Genomic DNA, 19,669 nt, shown 5'->3' on the forward strand with positions numbered 1-19,669 from the left:
CACGAAATCCACTTTCCGTTAGGCACACGCTGCCAGATCTTCAAGGGATCCGTAATGTTCCACTTCACGCTGTGCTTTCTGCAGTGCGAAGTGAATGTCTTCGCCCATCGAGGCGAATTGAGGCCACGGCTCGGTCCGCCCCGAGTCGGTCAGCGATGATTCGCTGTATTTGGCCGTCAGGCGGTGAAACTGGCGAGCTTGAGCCACCCGGCCCCACAAGTCGTGGTTGCGTACGGTCGAGCGGCGGCCCATGCGTTCCACCTTGAATCCTTGGTCTTCCCAGGCACGAAGGCCATGCCGAATTCCATTGAGGATGTATCGCGAAGGTGTCAGCAGCAAAACTCGGCTTGGTTCTGGAATCGCTTCCAGACCGCGAACCACTGCCAACAATGCCACCCGATCGCCGAAGTGATTCATCTCGAAATCGGACTCAGCAATCTCGAATTTGCGGTCAGCTCGACGCAAAACAAACTGCCAACGTCCACCTTCGATGTCGCTTCGCGAGCCGGTGGCGAGGAGATATAGGGGAGTACTCTCTCTCATCGGTTCTCTTCAGGGGGGAAAGAACATTCGTCATAACTGGTCGTTGCCGCACCAGAGTGCTAGCAAAACTGGCTGTCACGCCTTGCTTATCGGCAGTGGTAACCTAGCCGCAACACTCTATCCAAACGTTTTTCCTTACCTTTTTTGCCTGTCTTGTAAGTCGAGCTCGTATAAACCGACCTGCGCAAGGAAAGTTGCGACTCGAAACTGGTATCAAGGTTTTGCTAAAATCATGCCGACCACTAGCGAAAAGCATGTTGTCGCAATCGCTGGCCAGGCAATTGCGACGAAACGACCTCCACCCTGAGCGAATCCCTACTCGCCTGGACAGAAGGACCAATCGCCGTGCATGACCAAGAAGTGTTTCAGTGGCTGCAGACGAAGATCGCGACAACGCGACAGATTCGTCCCGAAGTGGTCCAACTGGATAGCTCGTTGGCGGAGGATCTCGTACCTGATTCTTTCGAGTTGATTGAATTGGTGTGCGAGATCGAGAAAAAATTCGGCTTCTCTGTCGACTTCGACGAGTTCGCCGGCATCCAATCGGTACGGGATGTCGTGCAGTTCATTCAACAGCGCAGCCAAGCCCCCCACTGATTTACCCCTGAGGAGATGAAGCCCTAGATGGCCGCAAAAAATATTTTGATGCTCGTTGGCGACTTCGTGGAAGACTACGAAGTGATGGTTCCTTTTCAGATGCTGCTGATGGTCGGACACAACGTTTCGGCCGTCTGCCCCGGCAAGAAAGCAGGCGAGAAAGTCGCCACCGCGATTCACGATTTTGAAGGGCATCAAACTTACAGCGAAAAGCCGGGACATAATTTCGGTCTGAACGCGACATTTGATGAGATCGCCCCTGAAACCTTCGATGCGTTGGTCATCCCTGGCGGACGCGCACCGGAGTACCTGAGGCTTAACGAGAAGGTATTGGACATCGTGCGACACTTCGCCGATGCCGATAAACCAATTGCCGCCATTTGCCATGGTCCCCAGATCCTGGCAGCTGCTGGTGTGCTGAAAGGCAAATCGGTTTGCCCTTACCCTGCTGTCGGTCCGGAAGTCACCATCGGCGGTGGCGAGAACATTGCTCCGAGCGATGGCTTTGACAACGCCCATGTCGATGGCAAGCTGGTCACTGGCCCTGCGTGGCCGGCTCATCCAGCGTGGATCCGATCGTTCCTGGAAGTGCTGGGCACCAAGATCGAACCGTAGGCTTGGCGATTCGATCGGCGATCGAACGCCCGATCAGGCTTTCTTTCTGTCCCTCTGGCATCTCGGCCAGAGGGATGCGGCGAATTCTCTTCTCGACGCACCTTTCCGGCAGTGCACTCTTACCCGATGCCGACAGTTCCTCGGCCGACAATTCCCCACTTTTGGCCATGGACGCCCAAATCTGCAGACCCGCACTGCACCACCTTCAGGGGTGCGTCTGCCTCTAAATAATCCCTTAGCGTGGGGGAACTGCCCCTTGAAAAAACTAATTTCACTTTATAATTGTTGCACTACTCAAATTGAGGCATCTAACGCCAGCTTACTCATCGATGCGTGAAGTGCGGAATGGGCAATTGTTCGCGCACTCGCCTTTTCACCTGCAAGAGTCTTGGGATTGTTCGGCCAATGGGCTGAAGTGCGGCATCCCAGGGGAACTGTTTGTTCTTTTCATTGTGAGTCGCCTATGCATTGTTTCATCTTATCGCGTTCGATCTCTGCTTTGGTTTGCCTTGCCGCAATCGCCATGGTTGGCTGTTCGGGCAAAGCCAAAGGGCCGGAAGTTTCAGGAACAGTTCAGTTCGACGGGAAGCCTTTGTCGAAAGGGTTGATCCACTTCGAGCCAGAAGGTTCCCAGGGACGAAGCGCCGCTCGTGTAATTACCGACGGCAAGTATTCGTTCCCACCAGGCGACAACTTGACGCCAGGTACCTATAAGGTCTCGATTCGCATGACCGAGCCAGACAACGGTCAAGACGCGGATGCCGCCATGAAAGAGGGCGTGAACGGAAGTTCCTTCAAGAACCCGATTCCCGCCCAGTACAACGACCGCAGCGAACTGAAAGTCGAAGTCACGGCGGAAGGCCCGAATGAGTTCCCCTTCGATCTCAAAGCCAAATAGCCAGCCTTCCTGAGCCGGCTGCCTATTGATCGATTACTCCCTTTTCTCATCCATCCAATTCTGTGAGTCTATTTCGTTATGTCTAAGAAACGCTTCGGTTTCACCCTGGTCGAACTGCTTGTGGTCATCGCCATCATTGGCGTATTGATCGCATTGCTTCTGCCTGCCGTGCAGCAAGCTCGTGAAGCAGCTCGACGTTCGTCCTGCCAGAATCAGCTCAAGCAAATGGGCCTGGCTCTGCACAACTATCACGACATCTATAACTCGCTTTGCTACGGCTACACCAGCTCGGTCCCTGCCGGTTCCGACCCAGGTGTTTCCGGCAATGGCTGGTGCAAGGCGTTGCTGCCTTACATCGAACAAAACAACCTGGTCGAAAAGTGGGACTACACCAAGACCTACCATCACAGCACCACCAACCTGCTGTTGATTCGGCAGGAAATCTCGCTGTATCTCTGCCCTAGCGATACCGCCACTAAAACCTGGAACAGCGTGCCGAACTACAACTATGCCGCGAACTATGGCACAACCGATCGCGTTCGTACCAATCCGCTCAACGGTGTTACATTCCAGGCCTCTCCGTTCGAGGCGTTCAACAACATCTACAAGTTCGCGTCGATCACCGATGGTCTCTCGAACACGATGATGCTGGCGGAAGTTCGTCAGGGTCAGGTCGACGGCGACCTGCGTGGCCTGGTTTGGTATGGCTATCACTCCGGTTTCACCACGCACTACGCTCCGAACACCAGTTCGCCAGACCAGTTGGCGTCGGGCTTCTGCAAGAACGCCGCGATGGAACCCCTGGGAATGCCATGCATCAGCGGTACCAGCTTGTTCTCCGCCCGTAGCCGTCACCCTGGTGGCGTCCAAGCAGTGCTAGGCGATGGCTCGGTGCGATTCATTCCAGAGACAATCAACATCGACACCTGGCGTGCTTTGTCGGGCATGCGAGACGGCCTGGTGCTCGGCCAGTTCTAGTCAGTAGCACCCTGCCCCACTTGCAGCCAACACCCCATCTAGACCTGCGAAACACTCCTTCGGGATCTGTCTTCGCAGGTCTTTTTTCATTCTTGAAATTGAGAGCTTGCGAGAGCGTTAGACCGCTTCGCGCAGCGTCATCGTTTGCCGAGCGGCAACTTCGAGTTGGCTTAGAACGCCACGCCAGTTGCCGGGACTGCCAGGCGTGATTCGCCCGAGAATCCTAGCAGCGGTCGCCCCGGTGAGATCGGGAAGATTGCCGCTGACTTGATCGATATGCAGAGTAGCGAAGATCGCGGCGATCGATGCCCCAGCCGATCCAGAGATCCAGCCTCGCGAGACCTCTGTCGAAACCGGAATCCCGGCAAACTTGTCGGCCAATTGCTTCACGAACATCTCGCGCCGGGCACCTCGTCCCAGCACGACGATCTCGGCAACCTCAGGGGTTGGTGGGAAGTGCTCTTCGATCTGGTGATGAATCTCGCCAGCCCAGTAGTTTTCGAGCGTTTGATTCAACGTCGTGCTCGATTGAATCAACTCCGGAACCTGATCGACGATTGATTCGATCAGTGTTGAAAGCTGGGTTTCGGAATCGGCGGCGATATCGTAAGCGTCCGCTTTAAGCATCGTCTGCCGTAGCGGCTCGACCAGCGACTTCCCGGCAGGTAACTGATGATCGCATATCGTCTGCAGTCGCTGGAGCAAAGCAAAGCCAGGTCCCATGCGGCGATAGGCAACGCCCGGGATCGGTCGGTTCTTGCGGCGAGCGGGTAGATAGAACAGTTCAATTGCCTGATCGAGTCGTACAACGACCAGCGGCCGAGCACTGATCGAATCGACGGGCCGCGTCAGAAGTAGCCACATCGGCAAGACATCGATCCCGGTGGCCGATCCACCTTTGGCGATGTCACGCTGCTCGAAGTGATCGATCACGGTCACGCCAGTCGATTCGGCGAGAATCGTGGGATCGCCAACGACAATCGCCGAACCAGTTTGTTTCCAGAACTCTCTGCCGAAAGCTGGCCCGCGCTGGCCGATCGCGGTGACTTTTTCGGCCGAGATCCCACACGAGTTCAACAGTCGTTCGACGTTGACGACTTGCAGTTCGACCACCAAACGCGAAGCCATGCCAGGTAGTTGCGTTCCCGAGGCCAGACCGGTGCCGCCTTGTTCAAGCAGTGTGCGGACATCGGGTGGGGTGCGAACGTTGAGTTGGTGAATGATGTCGAAGTCGGCGTTCAGGCCGCGACCGTCGACTTTCAAAATGGAGGCACTCATAAAGCGCAGACAGGGAGTCATCGCGGTGCCAACAAAGTAGCGCCGCGCATGTTCCGCGAAACTCGACATTCCGAGTGTCTTGGCGGGCATCCGTGTCCCAGCGGGTTAGAGTGTGCGCAGTAAGAAGCGAGAAAAAGAGGGGGAAGCAGGAACCAATGGCCTGCGGTTCCTGCTTACCCCATGCTGAACGTGCGAGCTGAACTCACGAAGCGGCAGCAACGCGAACGCCACCGGCTTTACCAGCCGCGACGCCTTCGACGAACTCTTCAAAAATACGCTGATCGAGGGCGGAAGCCGACTCGGCTTCTGGATGGAACTGGGTTCCAATCGCAAACCAATCTTCGTGAATCGATTCGATCGCTTCGATCACACCGTCTGGGCTACGTGCCGAGGCGATGAAACCTGGGGCCAATTCGTCGATCGCCATGTGATGGCTGCTGTTCACGCGAACTTCGCCATCGCCGAAGATCTTTTCCATCAGCGTACCAGGGACCACATCCAGTCCATGGCGGTGATGTTTGTCAATCGTGTCGTGATGCGGCAAGGCACCCGGCAGGTCTTCCGGAATGTGCATGAACAAATTGCCGCCCATGGCGACGTTGATCAATTGCATACCGACGCCAATACCGAATACCGGCAGACGCATCTGAGCGATCAATTTCATCATTGATCGGTCGGCATCTTCACGACGCGGCTCCATCATGCGGATGGAAGCGTGACGCATGAAACCGTCCCGATTAGGATCCAAATCCGGACCACCAATCAGCACCACTCCGTCCAGCCGGCTCAAAACGGCCTGCTGATCTTCGGGGCTGCTCACTGGGGGAAGGACCACAGGAATCCCACCTGCTGCAATCACTGCATCGTAGTAACCAGCAGAAATGAAGGAGAATGCAGGCCGGTCGTGGGTTGCATTCCGAAAGTTGGCATTCAAACCGATAACAGGTTTTGAAAACATCTGGGGACTCCTCGGGCGCTTCATGCGCTGAAAAAACGAAGATCCTCCCAAGGCCTAATAGATCGCTCGACTTCGGCTTGATCCAGAAAGAAGAATTTGCGATTAAGAGCTAACGATGAAAAACCAAGTTCGTCCAAAACTTTTCTTCATCTATGGCCGATAACTTTGGATGTGTAGTCCGACACACCTATGGCTATGGCTCACTAGCAATCGCAGAGACCCGTCCTGGGTTATGGCTAAAGCGATGACCTCCCTATCATTGAGCCTTGATCAGATCGCACCGTTCCGTGCGTTCCCAGATCAATCACAAGATGCGAAGAGTCTACCGATCCGTTAAAGCTTGCCAAGCTTTTTCCATATCTTGTGCTCAAACTGGGCTGGCGTGGCCATATCTTCCAGCTAGCGATGCCACCAGGCACACTTTCTCGTGGGGATTGGCCAATCGATTCACGCCTGCTGGTCGGTTCTCTTGAGCCCTCAAAACCGATAGAATAACGGCTTTACGGGTTCCTCTTTTCCGCTGTCCAGAGTCGGCATGAAATATCAGAACGTCTGCATCGAAGGGCTGGGCTACTGCCTACCGGATGAAATCGTCACTTCGAGCGAGATCGAGCGGCGTCTTGCCCCCCTTTACGAGCGGCTTCGCCTGCCTGAGGGTCGCCTCGAGCTGATGACCGGCATTTCGCAGCGGCGATTTTTCCCTGAAGCGGTCAAGCCAGGCGACGTCAGTATTCACTCGGCTCGCAACGCGATGGCCTCGACCGGCATCGATCCGAATGACGTCGGCGCCCTGATCCATGGCTCGGTCTGCCGGGATTTCATCGAACCAGCGACCGCGTGCCGCGTCCATCATGCCTTGGGGCTTCCGCAGGACTGCGTCGTTTACGACGTCTCGAATGCCTGCCTGGGGATCCTGAATGGGGCGATCCAAATCGCCAACATGATCGAACTGGGCCAGATCAAAGCTGGGATCGTGGTTGGTACCGAAAGTGGCCGTCACCTGGTCGACAACACGATCGCCACGCTCAACGAAAGCGAAAACCTCAGCCGGAACGACATCAAGTTGGCCGTCGCTTCGCTGACAATTGGTTCGGCAAGCTGCGCGATGGTGCTGTGCCACAAAGAACTGAGCCGCACCGGCAACCAGTTAATCGCCGCCAGCGCCCGAGCCCACACCCAGCATCACGATCTTTGCCACAGCATCTCGGGCAAAAACGAAACCGGCGTCGGCAATCCTTTGATGCAGACCGATTCCGAAAAGCTGATGGCCGAAGGGATCGCCACCGGCGCGGCCACCTTCGCCGACTTCCTTTCGGAAACCGGCTGGTCGCCTGAGAACATCGACCGTTCAATTTGCCATCAGGTGGGCCTCACCCATCGTCGCCTTGTGCTGGAGAAGCTTCAGCTTCCGGTCGACAACGACTTCGCCACTGTGCAGTGGCTGGGCAACACTGGAGCCGCCGCCCTTCCGACGACACTCGCCCTGGCAGCCCAGACGCAGTTTATCGAAGCAGGTCAGAACGTGGCCCTGCTCGGCATCGGCTCAGGCATCAACTGCGTGATGATCGGTGCTCACTGGCAAACAACGCTCGTGAGCGGCACCGGTGACATGCCGCTGGGCATGCAGCGTGGCGGTGCACTTCAGGCCGGCTAAACGAACGCGGGCCAAGACTTCTTAGCGGAGACCATCTTCGACGATGGTCTCTTCGGTGACCTTTCGTATCTGGCGGTCTTCGTCGGTGAGGCGAGTTTCTTTCCAGCCGCCATGCATGAACCACCCCATGGCCACAATCGCCATAACGATGTGCATCACTGGGAACGACCACCAGATTCCGTTCGCTTCCAATGGCGTATGCTTCGACAGAATGTACGCCAGCGGAAATTGAAGCACCCACTGCGACAATAGGGCAATCACCATCGAGATCAGCAGATTGCCTGAGGCGCGGAACGTGGCGACCATGCAAAGCTGGATCCCCAATCCACCCCACGCCAGGCACATCACCCGGATGAACTCGGCACCGTGTGCGATTACTTCGGGATCGTCCGGCACGAAGAACGCTACGATCTGCGGTGCAATGAAATACGCGATCACGCCCACCGCAGATAAAATCGCACAGCCCCAAGCAGCCCCGAGGATCGCAATCTTCTGCGCTCGTGCGGCGTTGCCAGCGCCGATGTTTTGACCGACCAACGTCGAGACCGCCATCGACAAACCCATTGCCGGAATCATTACAAACTGCAGCACATTCGCGCCGACGCCATACGACGCGATCGTTACCGTACCGAAGCTCGCCACCAGAAACGAAAGTACAATCAAGCCCAGTGCCCGAGTCGAAAGTTCGACCGAACCAGGTGCCCCCAGCAGGAACGCCCGCTTGATGTAAGGGAAGTCAGGCTTGAAATCCCGCAGTTGCAGCTTGATTCCGTTCTGCCCGCGGACGAACACCCACATTCCGAGCAGCGCCGCAATACCTTGCGTGCTGAGTGTCGCCAGCGCTGCCCCGCGCACGCCTTGCTCGGCAATCGGTCCCCACCCAAAGATGAACAGCGGATCGAGTACGATGTTCAGCAGCACCGTTCCCAGCACAATGAACAGTGGTACGGTCGTCTGACCAATTCCACGCATCAAGGCCTGAAACATGGCGAACAGAAACACGAAAATAATGCCGACGAACGAGACACGCATGAACGCGAGCGCGTCGCGATAGACATTTCCATCGCCCCCCATCCAGTGCAACAAATGAGGGGCGATCATATAGCCGGCTGTCCCCAGCACCACCGAAGTGAGAAAAACCATCAGCATGGTCTGGGCGGCGACATGGTTTACCATCTCTTGCTTGCCCGCCCCCATGTACTGAGCAGAGAGGGTCGCTCCGGCAATCCCGAGCCCCGATCCCATGGCGATCACCAGGAACGTCACCGGAAAGCTGATCGAAACAGCCGCGACCGCCGACGCCCCCAGTCGCCCGACCCAGAAGGCGTCGGTCAGCTGGTAAGCCGTTTGCAGAACGTTGGCCAGAATGATCGGGACGGCCAAACGAAAGAGCGCCGTGCCGATCGGCCCCTCGAGGAATAGCTTTTGTCGAGCGTGTTGCTGCATGGAAAGGTAAGAGGGACTCGCGGTCAATCAACGGAGAGATATGGGCATTATTCTACGCGTTGCAGGTCAGTCCACCCACCACCGAGAGGGCGGGTCCAAGATCTTCACCCAACTGCGGCTTGCCACCCCCGACTGCGGCAATTGCCTTCCAGAAGTAGTGCCAGGAAGGTAAGTTAGCCACCAATCATCACATTGGGGCAGCCCATCACGACCGTTCCTCCATGGGCGGTGGAATCGCCCACCCGTGCTGCCGGCATAAAGCCAATGAAGACAGTTGACGAGCCCATCGCAATTACGTCGGGTGGCCCCACACACGCGGCGATATCTCCGACTCGGGCTGCCGGCATAAAGCTGATCAACACCTGGGGACAGCCCATCGATACCGGGCCGCCTACATGCGGCTTCGGACCGTCACACATCGGACAGGCATGCATATCTCCGATTCGGGCTGCAGGAGGCATCACAGGGCTCTCTATTGGAAGTCAAACACATGCGTACTGATCGGTGCCCATTATCAGGCACCTTTCATCACCACCTCTTGATTATCTACGAACTTGCGACAGGGTTGCCAACTTTTTCAAGCTTTCCTTCCCGACGTAGCTTCCGGCCAGTTCGCAAGGTGTGCGCAATCCAGCCCCCATTTTTGCCGGTTTCAAGCAGCACCTGTTTGACGCTTTACAGAGACACCCCTATAACACCCACATACATCTCATATATATCCATCTACGTTCACTAATATTACTTTGATCGCAGCGCATTTTCGTTCACTCTCTTCATAACGCACTATCAGAGCGAATTAAACGCTGTACTTGCATTCGCGTGTTTGTCTTTTGACTTGAGCGATATAAGGAACGATCTATGAACGTCTTGATTGGGAATGGAAAGAGCATTTCAGGCCATGGCTGGTTGAAATCGGCCCTAAAACTGGGGCTTTTGGCCATAATGGTTGGCGCGGTCACCACTGCTTGGACCGGTGAAGCACTCGCACAATCGGGTTCGCCGACCCCGGAAACGCGATTCCTGGATCCTCGTGATCCGCTGGCCGGCAACAACCCGCCACAAACTGTCTATATCAACCCAAATAATAATTATGTCACGGTTCAGGTACGACTGGTACAGCTTTACAACTCGTACTGGGATCCAAATGCCAAAGTGGCGGTCTACAACAAGCAAGTCTCGATTTACATCCCCGGTGTTGTCGCCCAGACGGTATACACCGACGGCCAAGGTGTCGCGTCGCTTTACGTGAATAACCTGCCCCTTGGAACGCAGCAATTTACCTGCTATGTCTCCTTTGCCGGGGGCGGCTACAACGGCACGATTTTGAACCCAGCGTCGGCGTCGTTTGCCATCATTCGGCAGTCTCCTTTCTAACGAGTCCCCATTGACGATCTGAAGTCGAAGATTGCCCTGGAGGCATTCATTTCGCACCCCACCCACCAACCATCGCAAGCCGAGGGAATCTGCGTCTAACGGCGAACGCAGGTTCCCTTGCTTCTTTCTTGCCAACCCTCTGCCAACGGGCCGCAAAGCCTAACCAATAACTGGCTTGGCCCTGCTCTTTCAAGTTACGATGGCATCCGATCACGATCGAACTTTTCCTCTGGTGAAAGGTGCCCTGCAATGTCCCGCCGTTACTTGATTCTCCTGATGCTGCTCTTCCCTGCGACTTCACTAGCGGAGATGCCTTCTCCCATCTTGAATCAGGCAAAACTTCGACAGGGAAGCGAACGCTTTCCTCGAATTTCCATCGAAGAGAACTGGGCGCCGACCTACCAGGTAAAAGCACAAACCCTGCAGGTACGCGGACACGAAATCATCGACGTGTCATCAGACGACATCAGCCAGCACCGGGCCGCCGCAGTTGATCCATCCTTACGACTTCGCTGGATCGGCGAAACTCAAGGCATTGCTTTATTGGCGGTCGAGCGAGAACGCGAAGATTGGACGGGCAAGTACATCCGTCACAAGTATGCCCAACTGAATCTTGCGACCATGAAGTGGTTAGCTGAAATGACCTTGCCGGAGCCGAAAGGAATTGACGACTCTTTCGGTGTGGCTGCTGAACAGCCTCTCGAGATTCGTCCCCAAGCCGCGTTGGTTCTACCCCAGGTAATGGTGGTCTTTTCCAAGGAAGTCATCTCTCGTGAGTCTTCCTTCGAGGAAGCCATTCGCTATTGGCTCTGCGCGTACCGTCCCGATCAATCTGAACCCGTTTGGATACAAGCGTTCCCAGTGAGCGAATACGCGGAACGTTATCAAACGGTCGACTGGCGACAGCACGAGGATCGAATTGTGCATCTCACAAATTTCGGTGCGACGTTGATCGTGTGTCCAAGCCCTTTGTCTCCGCTGATCCTAATCGATGTCGAGACAGGCCAATCGTACCACCAGATTCCTGCAATTTGGGAGTACGATCGAGCGTTCATGGGACCAACCGCTTCACTCTATTACTTTTCGCGGTTCGGGCTGGATTATGAGGTGGATGAAGTCGTCGACAATCCTATTGTGTGGGAAGATGAAGGCCCCCTTTCCCAGGAAGTCCTCCAAAGACGCATTGATGACCGGCTTGCTGGAGAACGTCGATTGCATCAAGGTCGCGAACTATTTTATGCCAAGTACGAGGCCTATATTTCGGCCGGGCCGTTTCTCGTGACTTGGCCCGAGTCTGACGAATCCCGGCTATTGGTCGCCGTTTCGCGTTCCGCTAAATGTGACCCGGGAAGCTATGGCCAGCCTGAGGAATGCCTTCTTTACGAGGTCGATTTAGACAGCAGCCTCTCACTTTCAAGCATGACACGCTTACCACGCATGGTGAACGGATCCCCCTGTTTCCCAATGAAAGAGAGTGCCCTACTCGGCTGTGAGATGGGAGCGTTGGTCAGAGTTCGACGCTACGAAGACGTCGTTGATGGGGAAGGCTTTGGTACGGCATTAGAAGACCTGGCACTGCCAGTCGAATGGTTTCGAGAATACATCCCGCGTGCTCCCAAGGCCTGGCACCATGCATTGCCGAAACAAGATGTCTTTGCGAAGGATCGCCAATTCCTCTTTCGCCCTTCAATCGCTTACCTGATCGAACGCAACGATCGGCTGTTGCACCTCCAGATCAACATCGTGGACCTTCAATCAGGACTCGACCAGAACCTGACACTCGACTTGCCGCTAACCTCCCCCCTGCCTGAACCAACGGTCGGCATTAAATATACTTCGCCAGATGGATCGGCCAGTTATGTGCGGACGTCGCAGCCTTTTGGTTTTTGGATCGATCAACTTGAGGTCACGGACAACACGCTTACGGTCGTCCTTGGCAGCGATCGCGAGCGGAATTCTGTATCGTTTGATATTTCCAGCCTCTACCCCCAGAAGGAATGAACTAGCTGGTAACACTTTGTGCTAACGAGCATCGAAGGCTGGGGCGACTTGTCGCTTGGTTACCTCTCGCTCGATACCGCCAGGAAAGTATGATGGATACGCAATCTTTTTGGAACGAACGATTTGGCCAGTCGGAGTACATCTATGGCAAAGAGCCCAACGCGTTCCTGAAGGCCTCGGCGTTCTATTTTCCTCCAGGCGGGAAGGTGCTTTGCCTGGCGGAAGGGGAAGGTCGCAACGGTTTGTTCCTGGCACAAGAAGGGCATCAGGTCAGCGCCGTCGATCTTTCCACCGAAGGGAAACGAAAGGCCGAGCAACTGGCGGCCGAGAATAACGTGACGATTGATTACACCATCAGCGATCTAAACGACTTCGATTACGGCGTCGAATGTTGGGACGCGATCGTTTCGATCTACGCTCATATCGATTCCGCTTCTCGCAGGATCCTCTATCCGCGGCTCGTCGAAGCCCTCAAACCAGGCGGGATCTTTCTGCTCGAGGCCTATCATCCGCGACAGCTTGAATATGGAACCGGCGGGCCGAAGGATGCTGACATGCTGGTCACGCTCGAAAGTCTCCGTCCCTGCTTCCAGGGAATGCAAATCCCGCATCAAGCGGAGTTAGAACGAAATGTCACGGAAGGGACGTTTCATACCGGCAATGCTTTTGTAACGCAGTTTGTTGCGTCAAAACCGGCTCGCTAGACGTTATCGCCCCCTCGGAACGGGGAAACAAACAGGGGCAATGATCCGTTCGCACACGGTCTACATCTGCGGCGAAGACCGTGATGAAGAGAACCCCGACGTGATCCTCGTAAAAGAGTATCTACCGAAGCGCTACTACGAAGGGACCGAGCTTTCGTACGATGTCACTTCGTGGGGAACTTCAGAGGCGAGCTTCGAGCTCTCCAGCAAGTAAACTCGAACGAGATCGCAAGAAATAAAAAGAAGCCGTGTCCTGAGCTTGGCATGCAAGCCTTAGGATTACGGCTTCTTTCGTTTCCTGGTGGCCTTCGATGGAATCGTTCGGCCGGGAGGTTGGCGGCGGAGATTCGTACTTAACCGGCGTCCAATTGACGCCGGTGGTTTACTGCGATGTTTAGAATCGCAAGATCATGTCGGCCGTCAGACGACCTTCAGTGATATCTTTGAAATCGGTCAGTGGGAATTCGTAGGCAATACCGGTTTCCAAGTGACCAGTTGGCTTGAAGCGGAAACCAACGTTCTGCGTGACCAGGTCTTTACCGGCAACGTCGGTGCTGGAAAGGTTGAACAGGTCAGCACCCGAAACGCCCAGGGGCAGGCCGTTCGAGGCATCACCGGTCCAATGCCACCAGGCAACTTCGGTGAACATGTAGATACGATCGGTCAATTTCACGTCGAAGTGGTTCGACCACTGGATGGCTTGCGACTGAACGCTGGTGTCGGTTGGCAAACGGTAACCAACGCTCGACAGAATGTGAGCATTGCCGTCCCACAGACGCTGACCACCGGTCAGGAAGAAGTAAAACTCGCCATCACCTTGAGCCTGAAGTGCCTGACGGCTTCCGACCGGCATTTCGTAGGTGAAACCAGCCGACAAGATACGACCTTCGCTAGGATCACGCAGCAAGGTGTACTTCAAACCAGCTGAGACGTCGGCCCAGCCATCGTCCAGCAGCGTACCGAGCGTGCCTTCGGTGTTGTCGACGATGTAGCCATCTTTGGTGGCGATCACGCTCAAGCGATCGGTCAAAGCAACACGGAACTGCAACGCGTAAAGCTGAACGGTACCGCCGGCAGGAATGTTGTTGCCGATGGTGCTGGGAACCCAGTGGTTCACGAAGATCGGACGCAGTTCTGAAACATTACGAGGATCTTCGAAGAAGACGAAGTTGATCATCGGGCTGATGAAGTCGTCGAAGCAGTGGTCGCTTGGCTTCACCAGGTTCAACAGGCTCAGGTCGCCACATTCGCAACCGCTGTCGCAGGCACAGCAAGACTCGTAACCGTCATAAACGGTCATGTCGCTTGGTTCGTACAATTCGCCTGCATTGACCGTATGCAGACTGACGCTTGTGCCTAGGATGGCTGCTAAGCCTAACACCATCCGTCCAATTGAGACTCGCATGATACTCCGCCTTAAGTGACTTCCCCTGAACGTGAGGCTACCCCTCCGTGGAATATCGCCTCCTGCAATCACTTTCGGACCGTTGTTTACTTAGCGAGAGACAAATTTGTAAGCGGCCTCACAGATTAACGCGCGTTCATCCTTTGCTAGTAACTCCAGGGGGCAATCGATACAAACGACACCCCACTTCGTTCGGGTTGCCGTACTTCGCACGCGGCATTCGATGTGAAATTACTCAGTCAGATGCGTGGCACGCAGACGCAACGCGTTGCCAATCACACTCACCGAACTGAAACTCATCGCAGCCGCGGCGAACATCGGATTCAAAAGCGCGTGCATGCCAAAGATTGGCACCAACACGCCAGCCGCGATAGGAACGCCAAGACCGTTATAGATTAACGCGAAGAACAGGTTCTGCCGGATATTCCGCATCACGTTTCGACTTAAGCGGAATGCTTTGACCACACCGTTCAGGTCACCCCCCATCAATGTGATCGCGGCACTTTCAATCGCGACATCGGTGCCGGTTCCCATTGCGATACCAACGTCAGCAGCCGCCAACGCCGGAGCATCGTTGATCCCGTCGCCTGCCATGGCAACCACGGCGCCTTCTTTCCGCAGCTTCTCGATGCGGTCGTGCTTGTCCTGCGGAGAAAGGTCAGCTTGAAAATCGTCAATCTTCAATTTCTTCGCAATTGCCTCAGCGACACGAGGATTGTCGCCGGTCATCATGATCACTCGAATCCCCATCTCGTGCAGGGCATCGATCGCCGACTGCGTCGTCGCTTTCAGTGGGTCACTCACGATCAACGCTCCGGCGTATTTACCTCCGACAGCGAGATAGACTTTGGTTCCTTCGGCAGATGGCGTCGCGTCGAAGTGGATCCCCTGCTCTTTCAATAGTGATGGCTTTCCACAAACAACCTTTTGCCCGTCGACCTGGGCAACAACCCCCTGCCCGGTTACCGAGTCGAACTCGTTGGCTGCAGGCAGTGCGACCTCACGCTCCTTCGCCGCTTGAACAATGGCATGTCCAATCGGATGCTCGCTGTTCTGTTCGACGGCGCCGGCAAACTTGAGCAACGCTTCCTCGTCGAAACCCTCTTCTGGCTCCAAACTCGTGAGCGAGGGCTTGCCTTCAGTTAAGGTCCCGGTCTTGTCGACGACGACGGTGTCGACCTTTTGTAATGTCTCGAGTCCCGCGGCCTCTTTGACCAGCACACCTTCCTTCGCCCCACGACCAACGCCGACCATGATCGACATCGGGGTCGCCAACCCTAAGGCACATGGACAAGCCACAATCAACACCGCCACCGCATTGAGCAAGGCATATGCCAGACGCGGCTCGGCCGGCGACCAGATTGCCCAGACCACGAAGGTCACGATGGCCGACAAGACAATCGCCGGGACAAAGTATCCTGAAACGGTATCGGCCAGCCGCTGAATCGGGGCGCGACTTCGCTGGGCCTGACCAACCATCTGCACGATCTGCGAGAGCACCGAGTCTTCGCCCACCTTCGTCGCCCTTAGACGCAACGTGCCACCTTGGTTCACGGTACCACCGATGACCTGGTCTCCCTTTTGCTTCGTGACCGGGTCGGCTTCGCCGGTCAGCATCGATTCGTCGACGGTCGATTTACCGTCGATCACTTCGCCATCGACCGGAATCTTTTCGCCTGGGACCACTTTCAGTTCGGCCCCTTCATGAACCCGGCTAAGCGGGACCTCGCGTTCTTCGCCACTCTCGACAATACGAGCTGTTGGAGGCGCGAGATTCATCAGCTCGCGAATCGCACTACCGGTTCGTTTACGGGCTCGCAGTTCGATGACCTGGCCCAAGAGGACGAGCGCCACAATCATAGCGGCCGCCTCGAAATAGACCGGCACTTCGCCCCCGTGCTTGAATTCATCGGGGATCACATCAGGGAAGACCGTCGCCACAAAGCTGAACAAGTAAGCCGCTGCCACACCCAACGAGATCAGCGTGAACATGTTCAGGTTCATCGTCATGATCGACCTCGCCCCGCGCACGAAGAATGGCCACCCACACCAAACCACCACCGGCGTGGCCAGGGCCAACTGAATCCAGCGCGAGACATCGGCAGGGATTCCGAGTTCAACACCAACCATCGGCAGCATCGCCATGGCGAAGACAGGAATGGTCAGCGCGGCCGCGACCCAAAAACGGATCGTCATCCAGGTCAGTTCTGGATCTGGCTCGTCCTCGTCACTGGTGACCGTCTCTGGCTCGAGATCCATGCCACATTTGGGGCAACTGCCGGGATGATCCTGGCGAACCTCCGGATGCATCGGACAGGTATAGATGGTCTTGGTCTGCGGGCCGGCGGGCTGATTGCGTTCCAGGGCCATGCCACATTTGGGGCAATCGCCGGGCGTATCACTTTCGACACCTTCGCACATGGGACAGATATATTTGGCGGACGACTTCGATCGGCCTCGCTTCCCCGCATGATGACCATGCTGATGACCATCGGGGCCACAAGATGAATGTCCTGAATCGCCGCCGCAACAACTCTTCTTGGCCGGGGCCTCGCCAAGCGTGACAAGCTCGGCCGGACCATCCAACTTGCCTCCTTGCGCTTGGAACTTATTCAGACATCCTTCGCAGCAAAAGTAGAACGTTTGCTCATCTTGTGTCGTTTTCCAAGGTGTCGACTCTGCGACTGTCATGCCGCAGATAGGATCGGTTGCCATGATTGTTGCCTTTCCATATCGGCAGCGCATTTTCCGCAGCTACTGCCCTTAACCCGCATTCATTTGTGTACGGGATCAAACTGCAAATTCTATTCCTGCAATACGTTAATTTCGATGCCGCCTGACTGGCGAAAGATTCGTATCGCGGAGGATTCTTCCTTGGTGAAGACTTTGGTCACAAACGAGATTGATTTTGTGCCCCTTTTTTCAGGGGGAATAAGCGGCCATCCTGATAGCGAGGAATCCTCTTTCCCGGGGGAATTTCTTTGCCCCGCAATGAAATGCTTTGCTACACTTCCCAATGAGGGCCACGGAGGGAAACCTTCGTGGAGACAATTGCTAACAACGGGACAGCTCGGTAGGCTTTGCCATCCGCCGGTTCGGTTCAGCTGCAGACGATGGCTGGCGACCGGAATTTTCTTTTCCCCATCTCGATCGTCACCCAGCTAGAGTTTGCAAGCGACTCGCCATGGGTGGTGCGGAGGAATATGACCCATGTTGAAGCGGTTTGGATTCTTCGAGGAGAGCAGCCCTCGTGTGGCTCTCCAAGATCTGCGTGAATTGCAGATGATGGGACCTCTCGATGAAGAGGACCTGGTACTCCAGTACTTGAGCGAAGGCACCATGTTGTTCGAGGCAGGTGGATCGGCATACGATCGATTTACCGACGGCTCGTTGCCGATTGGTCCGCCCGATGTTTACAGCGACGGCGAGTGGTGCTGGTCTGGCGATGTGATCTATTACATCCGCAATTATCACATCGCCGTAGAGTCGCAGTTTTTTGATTGGATGATGAAACACAATTGGAAATGCCCGCGGATCGTAAGCGCCGAGGCATTGGTACAATCGAATTGGCAAACTTAACTGCCGGAACGTTTCCCGCCTGATAACCTTCTCATCCAACATCTCTTCGTGCAGCCAGGCTTCCGCCACCGAAGGAAGCCGGGCTTGAACCGGCCAATTACTTCGCCGGACTGGCAATCTCGATCACGCTGCTGATCACACTGCCATCTTCCATCTCGGCCGTAACGAACCAAACCTTGGCATCTGCCGGTGGAAGTTCAGCCGTCACCTTCCCCGATTCGATCTTGGCAGGTTTCGTAATCCAGTCGTGGGCGTTAATGACTTTGTCGTCGACTGCCCAATGTATGGCGGCCGACTTCACCCCCGTGCCATCAATCATCACACGCACCTCTTCTTTGCCCGTAACCGGCTTGCCCAGCGTCGGCAACTTCGCCCCCTTCTTGAGTTGCTGATCCATAAACCGTCCGATCACGGGCGGGTTCCAGCCAGCGGGATGACTATGCGGCATCTTCACGGTGACTGCCAACTGCTTGAACACATTGTCTGGCACCGCACGGTAACTCTTCATATAGCTATCCAGAGGATAGGCGAAGTCGTTGGTACCATTCACAAACAGAATCGGCATCGTCACGGCAGGCAGATAGCGGCTCGGATCCCACAGCGTATGCCAACGCTGCTTTTGTTCAGGGGTCATCCGGGCAAACTGATCAAGCCACTTGCTGTTGTCGGTCAGAAAGCCGCAACCATAGACCGGCACCGCTGCATGAAATCGCGAGTCGACCCCCGCGACGATGCAGGTCAGATAACCACCCCAGCTAATGCCCGTCACGCCCGTTCGAGTTGGGTCGACCTCCGGGAAACTACGAATGAGCGAGTGGGCCAGCAGCGCGTTGGCTACTGCATGGTATTGCCACTGATTCTGCACATCGTCGCTAATTCGGCGGAACTTGTGTTCGTCTCCCTGATTCGGTCCCCCGTCGGTCAGTCGCGTTCGGTTCTGTTGCTGATGGGGATTCGTTCCTTCGTTCGGCCGTGCCCCAGCCAGGTCCATGGCGATCGCTGCGTAACCTCGCTTCGCCCATAGCTCGGCCCATTCACGAAAGGCCGTTCCACCACCGCCATGCAAACATACGATCGCGGGCAGGTCTTTATCTCGGGATTTGTCTCCCGAAACGGTTCCAGGTGTCGCATAATAAGCGAAGACGCGGGTCGGATGCCCCTCGAAGGCCTCTCCCTGATACATCAATGAACGAACAGGTCCTTCCGCGTCAATCCACTCAAACTCTGGAGCTTTGGAGAGTTTAGACAAATTCCAGGGTTGTGATTCTGGAAGATTCGGAGAAGGTGTGATCGTATCGTTCGCATTCGCGCCACGATGGACGAAGACGAGGGAAAGGATCACGAGAAGCACAAGACCAGATCGATAAAGCATGGCAGGAGCTCGGTAGGAATGAGGTTTCAAGTGGGACCGTCATTCTAACGACCGGTTCGTGCTGAAACGAGCAGATTTCGTCCCCAGGTCGAGATGGCCTAAAGGGAAAACGCATTCCCTTACCGCTGCTCATTTAATAGGCAAGCGAAAATCGCCCGAACGAAGAGGTCGCGGATGACAATTCGCCGCAAATTGCCGGGGAATAGCGACTTAGGAAGAAAATTCAAGCGGGGCAATTTTTGTATTGGCACGACAAATGCTTCTATT

18 protein-coding genes are annotated in these 19,669 nt (G+C 55.5%); 10 read left to right on the plus strand and 8 right to left on the minus strand.

Going from position 1 to position 19,669, the window contains the following annotated elements; genetic code table 11:
• Nucleotides 1–18: 18 nt before the first annotated feature.
• A complete protein-coding gene (locus AB1L30_RS24180; protein WP_367016812.1) occupies nucleotides 19–543 on the minus strand; it encodes a hypothetical protein in 525 nt (174 codons plus the stop codon).
• A 345-nt stretch (nucleotides 544–888) separates the two neighbouring features.
• Here AB1L30_RS24180 and AB1L30_RS24185 point away from each other — a divergent pair, with 345 nt between their 5' ends.
• From AB1L30_RS24185 to AB1L30_RS24200, 4 genes are all read left to right on the plus strand, one after another.
• On the plus strand, nucleotides 889–1,140 hold the full coding sequence (locus AB1L30_RS24185) for an acyl carrier protein (RefSeq protein WP_367016814.1): 252 nt from the start codon (nucleotides 889–891) through the stop codon (nucleotides 1,138–1,140).
• Between the two features lie 27 nt (nucleotides 1,141–1,167).
• Nucleotides 1,168–1,755 (plus strand): DJ-1/PfpI family protein, encoded by a 588-nt coding sequence (locus AB1L30_RS24190; protein ID WP_367016816.1) that lies wholly within the window; start codon nucleotides 1,168–1,170, stop codon nucleotides 1,753–1,755.
• A 592-nt stretch (nucleotides 1,756–2,347) separates the two neighbouring features.
• Nucleotides 2,348–2,653, plus strand: coding sequence for a hypothetical protein (locus AB1L30_RS24195; protein ID WP_367016818.1), 306 nt, complete (start codon nucleotides 2,348–2,350; stop codon nucleotides 2,651–2,653).
• 78 nt (nucleotides 2,654–2,731) lie between these two features.
• A complete protein-coding gene (locus AB1L30_RS24200) occupies nucleotides 2,732–3,631 on the plus strand; it encodes a DUF1559 domain-containing protein (RefSeq protein ID WP_367016820.1) in 900 nt (299 codons plus the stop codon).
• 117 nt (nucleotides 3,632–3,748) lie between these two features.
• Here AB1L30_RS24200 and AB1L30_RS24205 read toward each other — a convergent pair whose 3' ends face one another.
• Nucleotides 3,749–4,978: an anhydro-N-acetylmuramic acid kinase gene (locus tag AB1L30_RS24205; RefSeq protein ID WP_367016822.1), complete on the minus strand. Its 1,230-nt coding sequence runs from the start codon at nucleotides 4,976–4,978 to the stop codon at nucleotides 3,749–3,751.
• A 133-nt stretch (nucleotides 4,979–5,111) separates the two neighbouring features.
• On the minus strand, nucleotides 5,112–5,891 hold the full coding sequence (locus tag AB1L30_RS24210) for a gamma-glutamyl-gamma-aminobutyrate hydrolase family protein (RefSeq protein ID WP_367016824.1): 780 nt from the start codon (nucleotides 5,889–5,891) through the stop codon (nucleotides 5,112–5,114).
• A 511-nt stretch (nucleotides 5,892–6,402) separates the two neighbouring features.
• Between AB1L30_RS24210 and AB1L30_RS24215 the strand changes: the two genes are divergently transcribed.
• Complete coding sequence (locus AB1L30_RS24215) at nucleotides 6,403–7,521, plus strand: 3-oxoacyl-ACP synthase III (RefSeq protein WP_367016825.1); 1,119 nt, start codon at nucleotides 6,403–6,405, stop codon at nucleotides 7,519–7,521.
• A 21-nt stretch (nucleotides 7,522–7,542) separates the two neighbouring features.
• On the opposite strand, the gene AB1L30_RS24220 is transcribed toward AB1L30_RS24215, so the two are convergent.
• Together AB1L30_RS24220 and AB1L30_RS24225 are read right to left on the minus strand one after the other, a co-directional pair.
• Nucleotides 7,543–8,904, minus strand: a complete 1,362-nt coding sequence (locus tag AB1L30_RS24220; RefSeq protein WP_367016827.1) for an MATE family efflux transporter — start codon at nucleotides 8,902–8,904, stop codon at nucleotides 7,543–7,545.
• Between the two features lie 236 nt (nucleotides 8,905–9,140).
• Complete coding sequence (locus tag AB1L30_RS24225) at nucleotides 9,141–9,428, minus strand: PAAR domain-containing protein (protein WP_367016829.1); 288 nt, start codon at nucleotides 9,426–9,428, stop codon at nucleotides 9,141–9,143.
• 397 nt (nucleotides 9,429–9,825) lie between these two features.
• Between AB1L30_RS24225 and AB1L30_RS24230 the strand changes: the two genes are divergently transcribed.
• From AB1L30_RS24230 to AB1L30_RS24245, 4 genes are all read left to right on the plus strand, one after another.
• Nucleotides 9,826–10,341 carry a hypothetical protein gene (locus AB1L30_RS24230; protein ID WP_367016831.1) on the plus strand — a complete coding sequence of 172 codons (516 nt, stop codon included), beginning with the start codon at nucleotides 9,826–9,828 and terminating at the stop codon, nucleotides 10,339–10,341.
• A gap of 249 nt (nucleotides 10,342–10,590) precedes the next feature.
• Nucleotides 10,591–12,342, plus strand: a complete 1,752-nt coding sequence (locus AB1L30_RS24235) for a hypothetical protein (RefSeq protein ID WP_367016832.1) — start codon at nucleotides 10,591–10,593, stop codon at nucleotides 12,340–12,342.
• An 89-nt stretch (nucleotides 12,343–12,431) separates the two neighbouring features.
• Nucleotides 12,432–13,046 (plus strand): class I SAM-dependent methyltransferase, encoded by a 615-nt coding sequence (locus AB1L30_RS24240; RefSeq protein WP_367016833.1) that lies wholly within the window; start codon nucleotides 12,432–12,434, stop codon nucleotides 13,044–13,046.
• Nucleotides 13,047–13,086: 40 nt separating this feature from the next.
• On the plus strand, nucleotides 13,087–13,260 hold the full coding sequence (locus AB1L30_RS24245; protein ID WP_367016835.1) for a hypothetical protein: 174 nt from the start codon (nucleotides 13,087–13,089) through the stop codon (nucleotides 13,258–13,260).
• 180 nt (nucleotides 13,261–13,440) lie between these two features.
• On the opposite strand, the gene AB1L30_RS24250 is transcribed toward AB1L30_RS24245, so the two are convergent.
• Complete coding sequence (locus AB1L30_RS24250) at nucleotides 13,441–14,451, minus strand: hypothetical protein (RefSeq protein WP_367016837.1); 1,011 nt, start codon at nucleotides 14,449–14,451, stop codon at nucleotides 13,441–13,443.
• 231 nt (nucleotides 14,452–14,682) lie between these two features.
• Entirely contained in the window at nucleotides 14,683–17,166 is a 2,484-nt protein-coding gene (locus AB1L30_RS24255) for a heavy metal translocating P-type ATPase (protein ID WP_367016838.1), read from the minus strand.
• Between the two features lie 495 nt (nucleotides 17,167–17,661).
• On the opposite strand from AB1L30_RS24255, the gene AB1L30_RS24260 reads away from it, so the two are divergent.
• Nucleotides 17,662–18,030: a hypothetical protein gene (locus tag AB1L30_RS24260; RefSeq protein ID WP_367016840.1), complete on the plus strand. Its 369-nt coding sequence runs from the start codon at nucleotides 17,662–17,664 to the stop codon at nucleotides 18,028–18,030.
• 97 nt (nucleotides 18,031–18,127) lie between these two features.
• Here the strand turns inward: AB1L30_RS24260 and AB1L30_RS24265 are convergent, their stop codons facing one another.
• Nucleotides 18,128–19,213: an alpha/beta fold hydrolase gene (locus AB1L30_RS24265; protein WP_367016842.1), complete on the minus strand. Its 1,086-nt coding sequence runs from the start codon at nucleotides 19,211–19,213 to the stop codon at nucleotides 18,128–18,130.
• Between the last annotated feature and the right edge of the window lie 456 nt (nucleotides 19,214–19,669).

It is taken from the genome of Bremerella sp. JC817 (genome assembly GCF_040718835.1).
Taxonomy (GTDB): Bacteria; Planctomycetota; Planctomycetia; order Pirellulales; family Pirellulaceae; genus Bremerella.

Coding starts and splice junctions, on each gene's coding strand:
- AB1L30_RS24180 (WP_367016812.1), bottom strand. CDS start 543: ATGAGAGAGAGTACTCCCCTATATCTCCTCGCCACCGGCTCGCGAAGC.
- AB1L30_RS24190 (WP_367016816.1), top strand. CDS start 1,168: ATGGCCGCAAAAAATATTTTGATGCTCGTTGGCGACTTCGTGGAAGAC.
- AB1L30_RS24200 (WP_367016820.1), top strand. CDS start 2,732: ATGTCTAAGAAACGCTTCGGTTTCACCCTGGTCGAACTGCTTGTGGTC.
- AB1L30_RS24205 (WP_367016822.1), bottom strand. CDS start 4,978: ATGTCGAGTTTCGCGGAACATGCGCGGCGCTACTTTGTTGGCACCGCG.
- AB1L30_RS24210 (WP_367016824.1), bottom strand. CDS start 5,891: ATGAAGCGCCCGAGGAGTCCCCAGATGTTTTCAAAACCTGTTATCGGT.
- AB1L30_RS24215 (WP_367016825.1), top strand. CDS start 6,403: ATGAAATATCAGAACGTCTGCATCGAAGGGCTGGGCTACTGCCTACCG.
- AB1L30_RS24225 (WP_367016829.1), bottom strand. CDS start 9,428: ATGCCTCCTGCAGCCCGAATCGGAGATATGCATGCCTGTCCGATGTGT.
- AB1L30_RS24230 (WP_367016831.1), top strand. CDS start 9,826: ATGAACGTCTTGATTGGGAATGGAAAGAGCATTTCAGGCCATGGCTGG.
- AB1L30_RS24235 (WP_367016832.1), top strand. CDS start 10,591: ATGTCCCGCCGTTACTTGATTCTCCTGATGCTGCTCTTCCCTGCGACT.
- AB1L30_RS24240 (WP_367016833.1), top strand. CDS start 12,432: ATGATGGATACGCAATCTTTTTGGAACGAACGATTTGGCCAGTCGGAG.
- AB1L30_RS24245 (WP_367016835.1), top strand. CDS start 13,087: ATGATCCGTTCGCACACGGTCTACATCTGCGGCGAAGACCGTGATGAA.
- AB1L30_RS24250 (WP_367016837.1), bottom strand. CDS start 14,451: ATGCGAGTCTCAATTGGACGGATGGTGTTAGGCTTAGCAGCCATCCTA.
- AB1L30_RS24255 (WP_367016838.1), bottom strand. CDS start 17,166: ATGGCAACCGATCCTATCTGCGGCATGACAGTCGCAGAGTCGACACCT.
- AB1L30_RS24260 (WP_367016840.1), top strand. CDS start 17,662: ATGTTGAAGCGGTTTGGATTCTTCGAGGAGAGCAGCCCTCGTGTGGCT.
- AB1L30_RS24265 (WP_367016842.1), bottom strand. CDS start 19,213: ATGTATCAGGGAGAGGCCTTCGAGGGGCATCCGACCCGCGTCTTCGCT.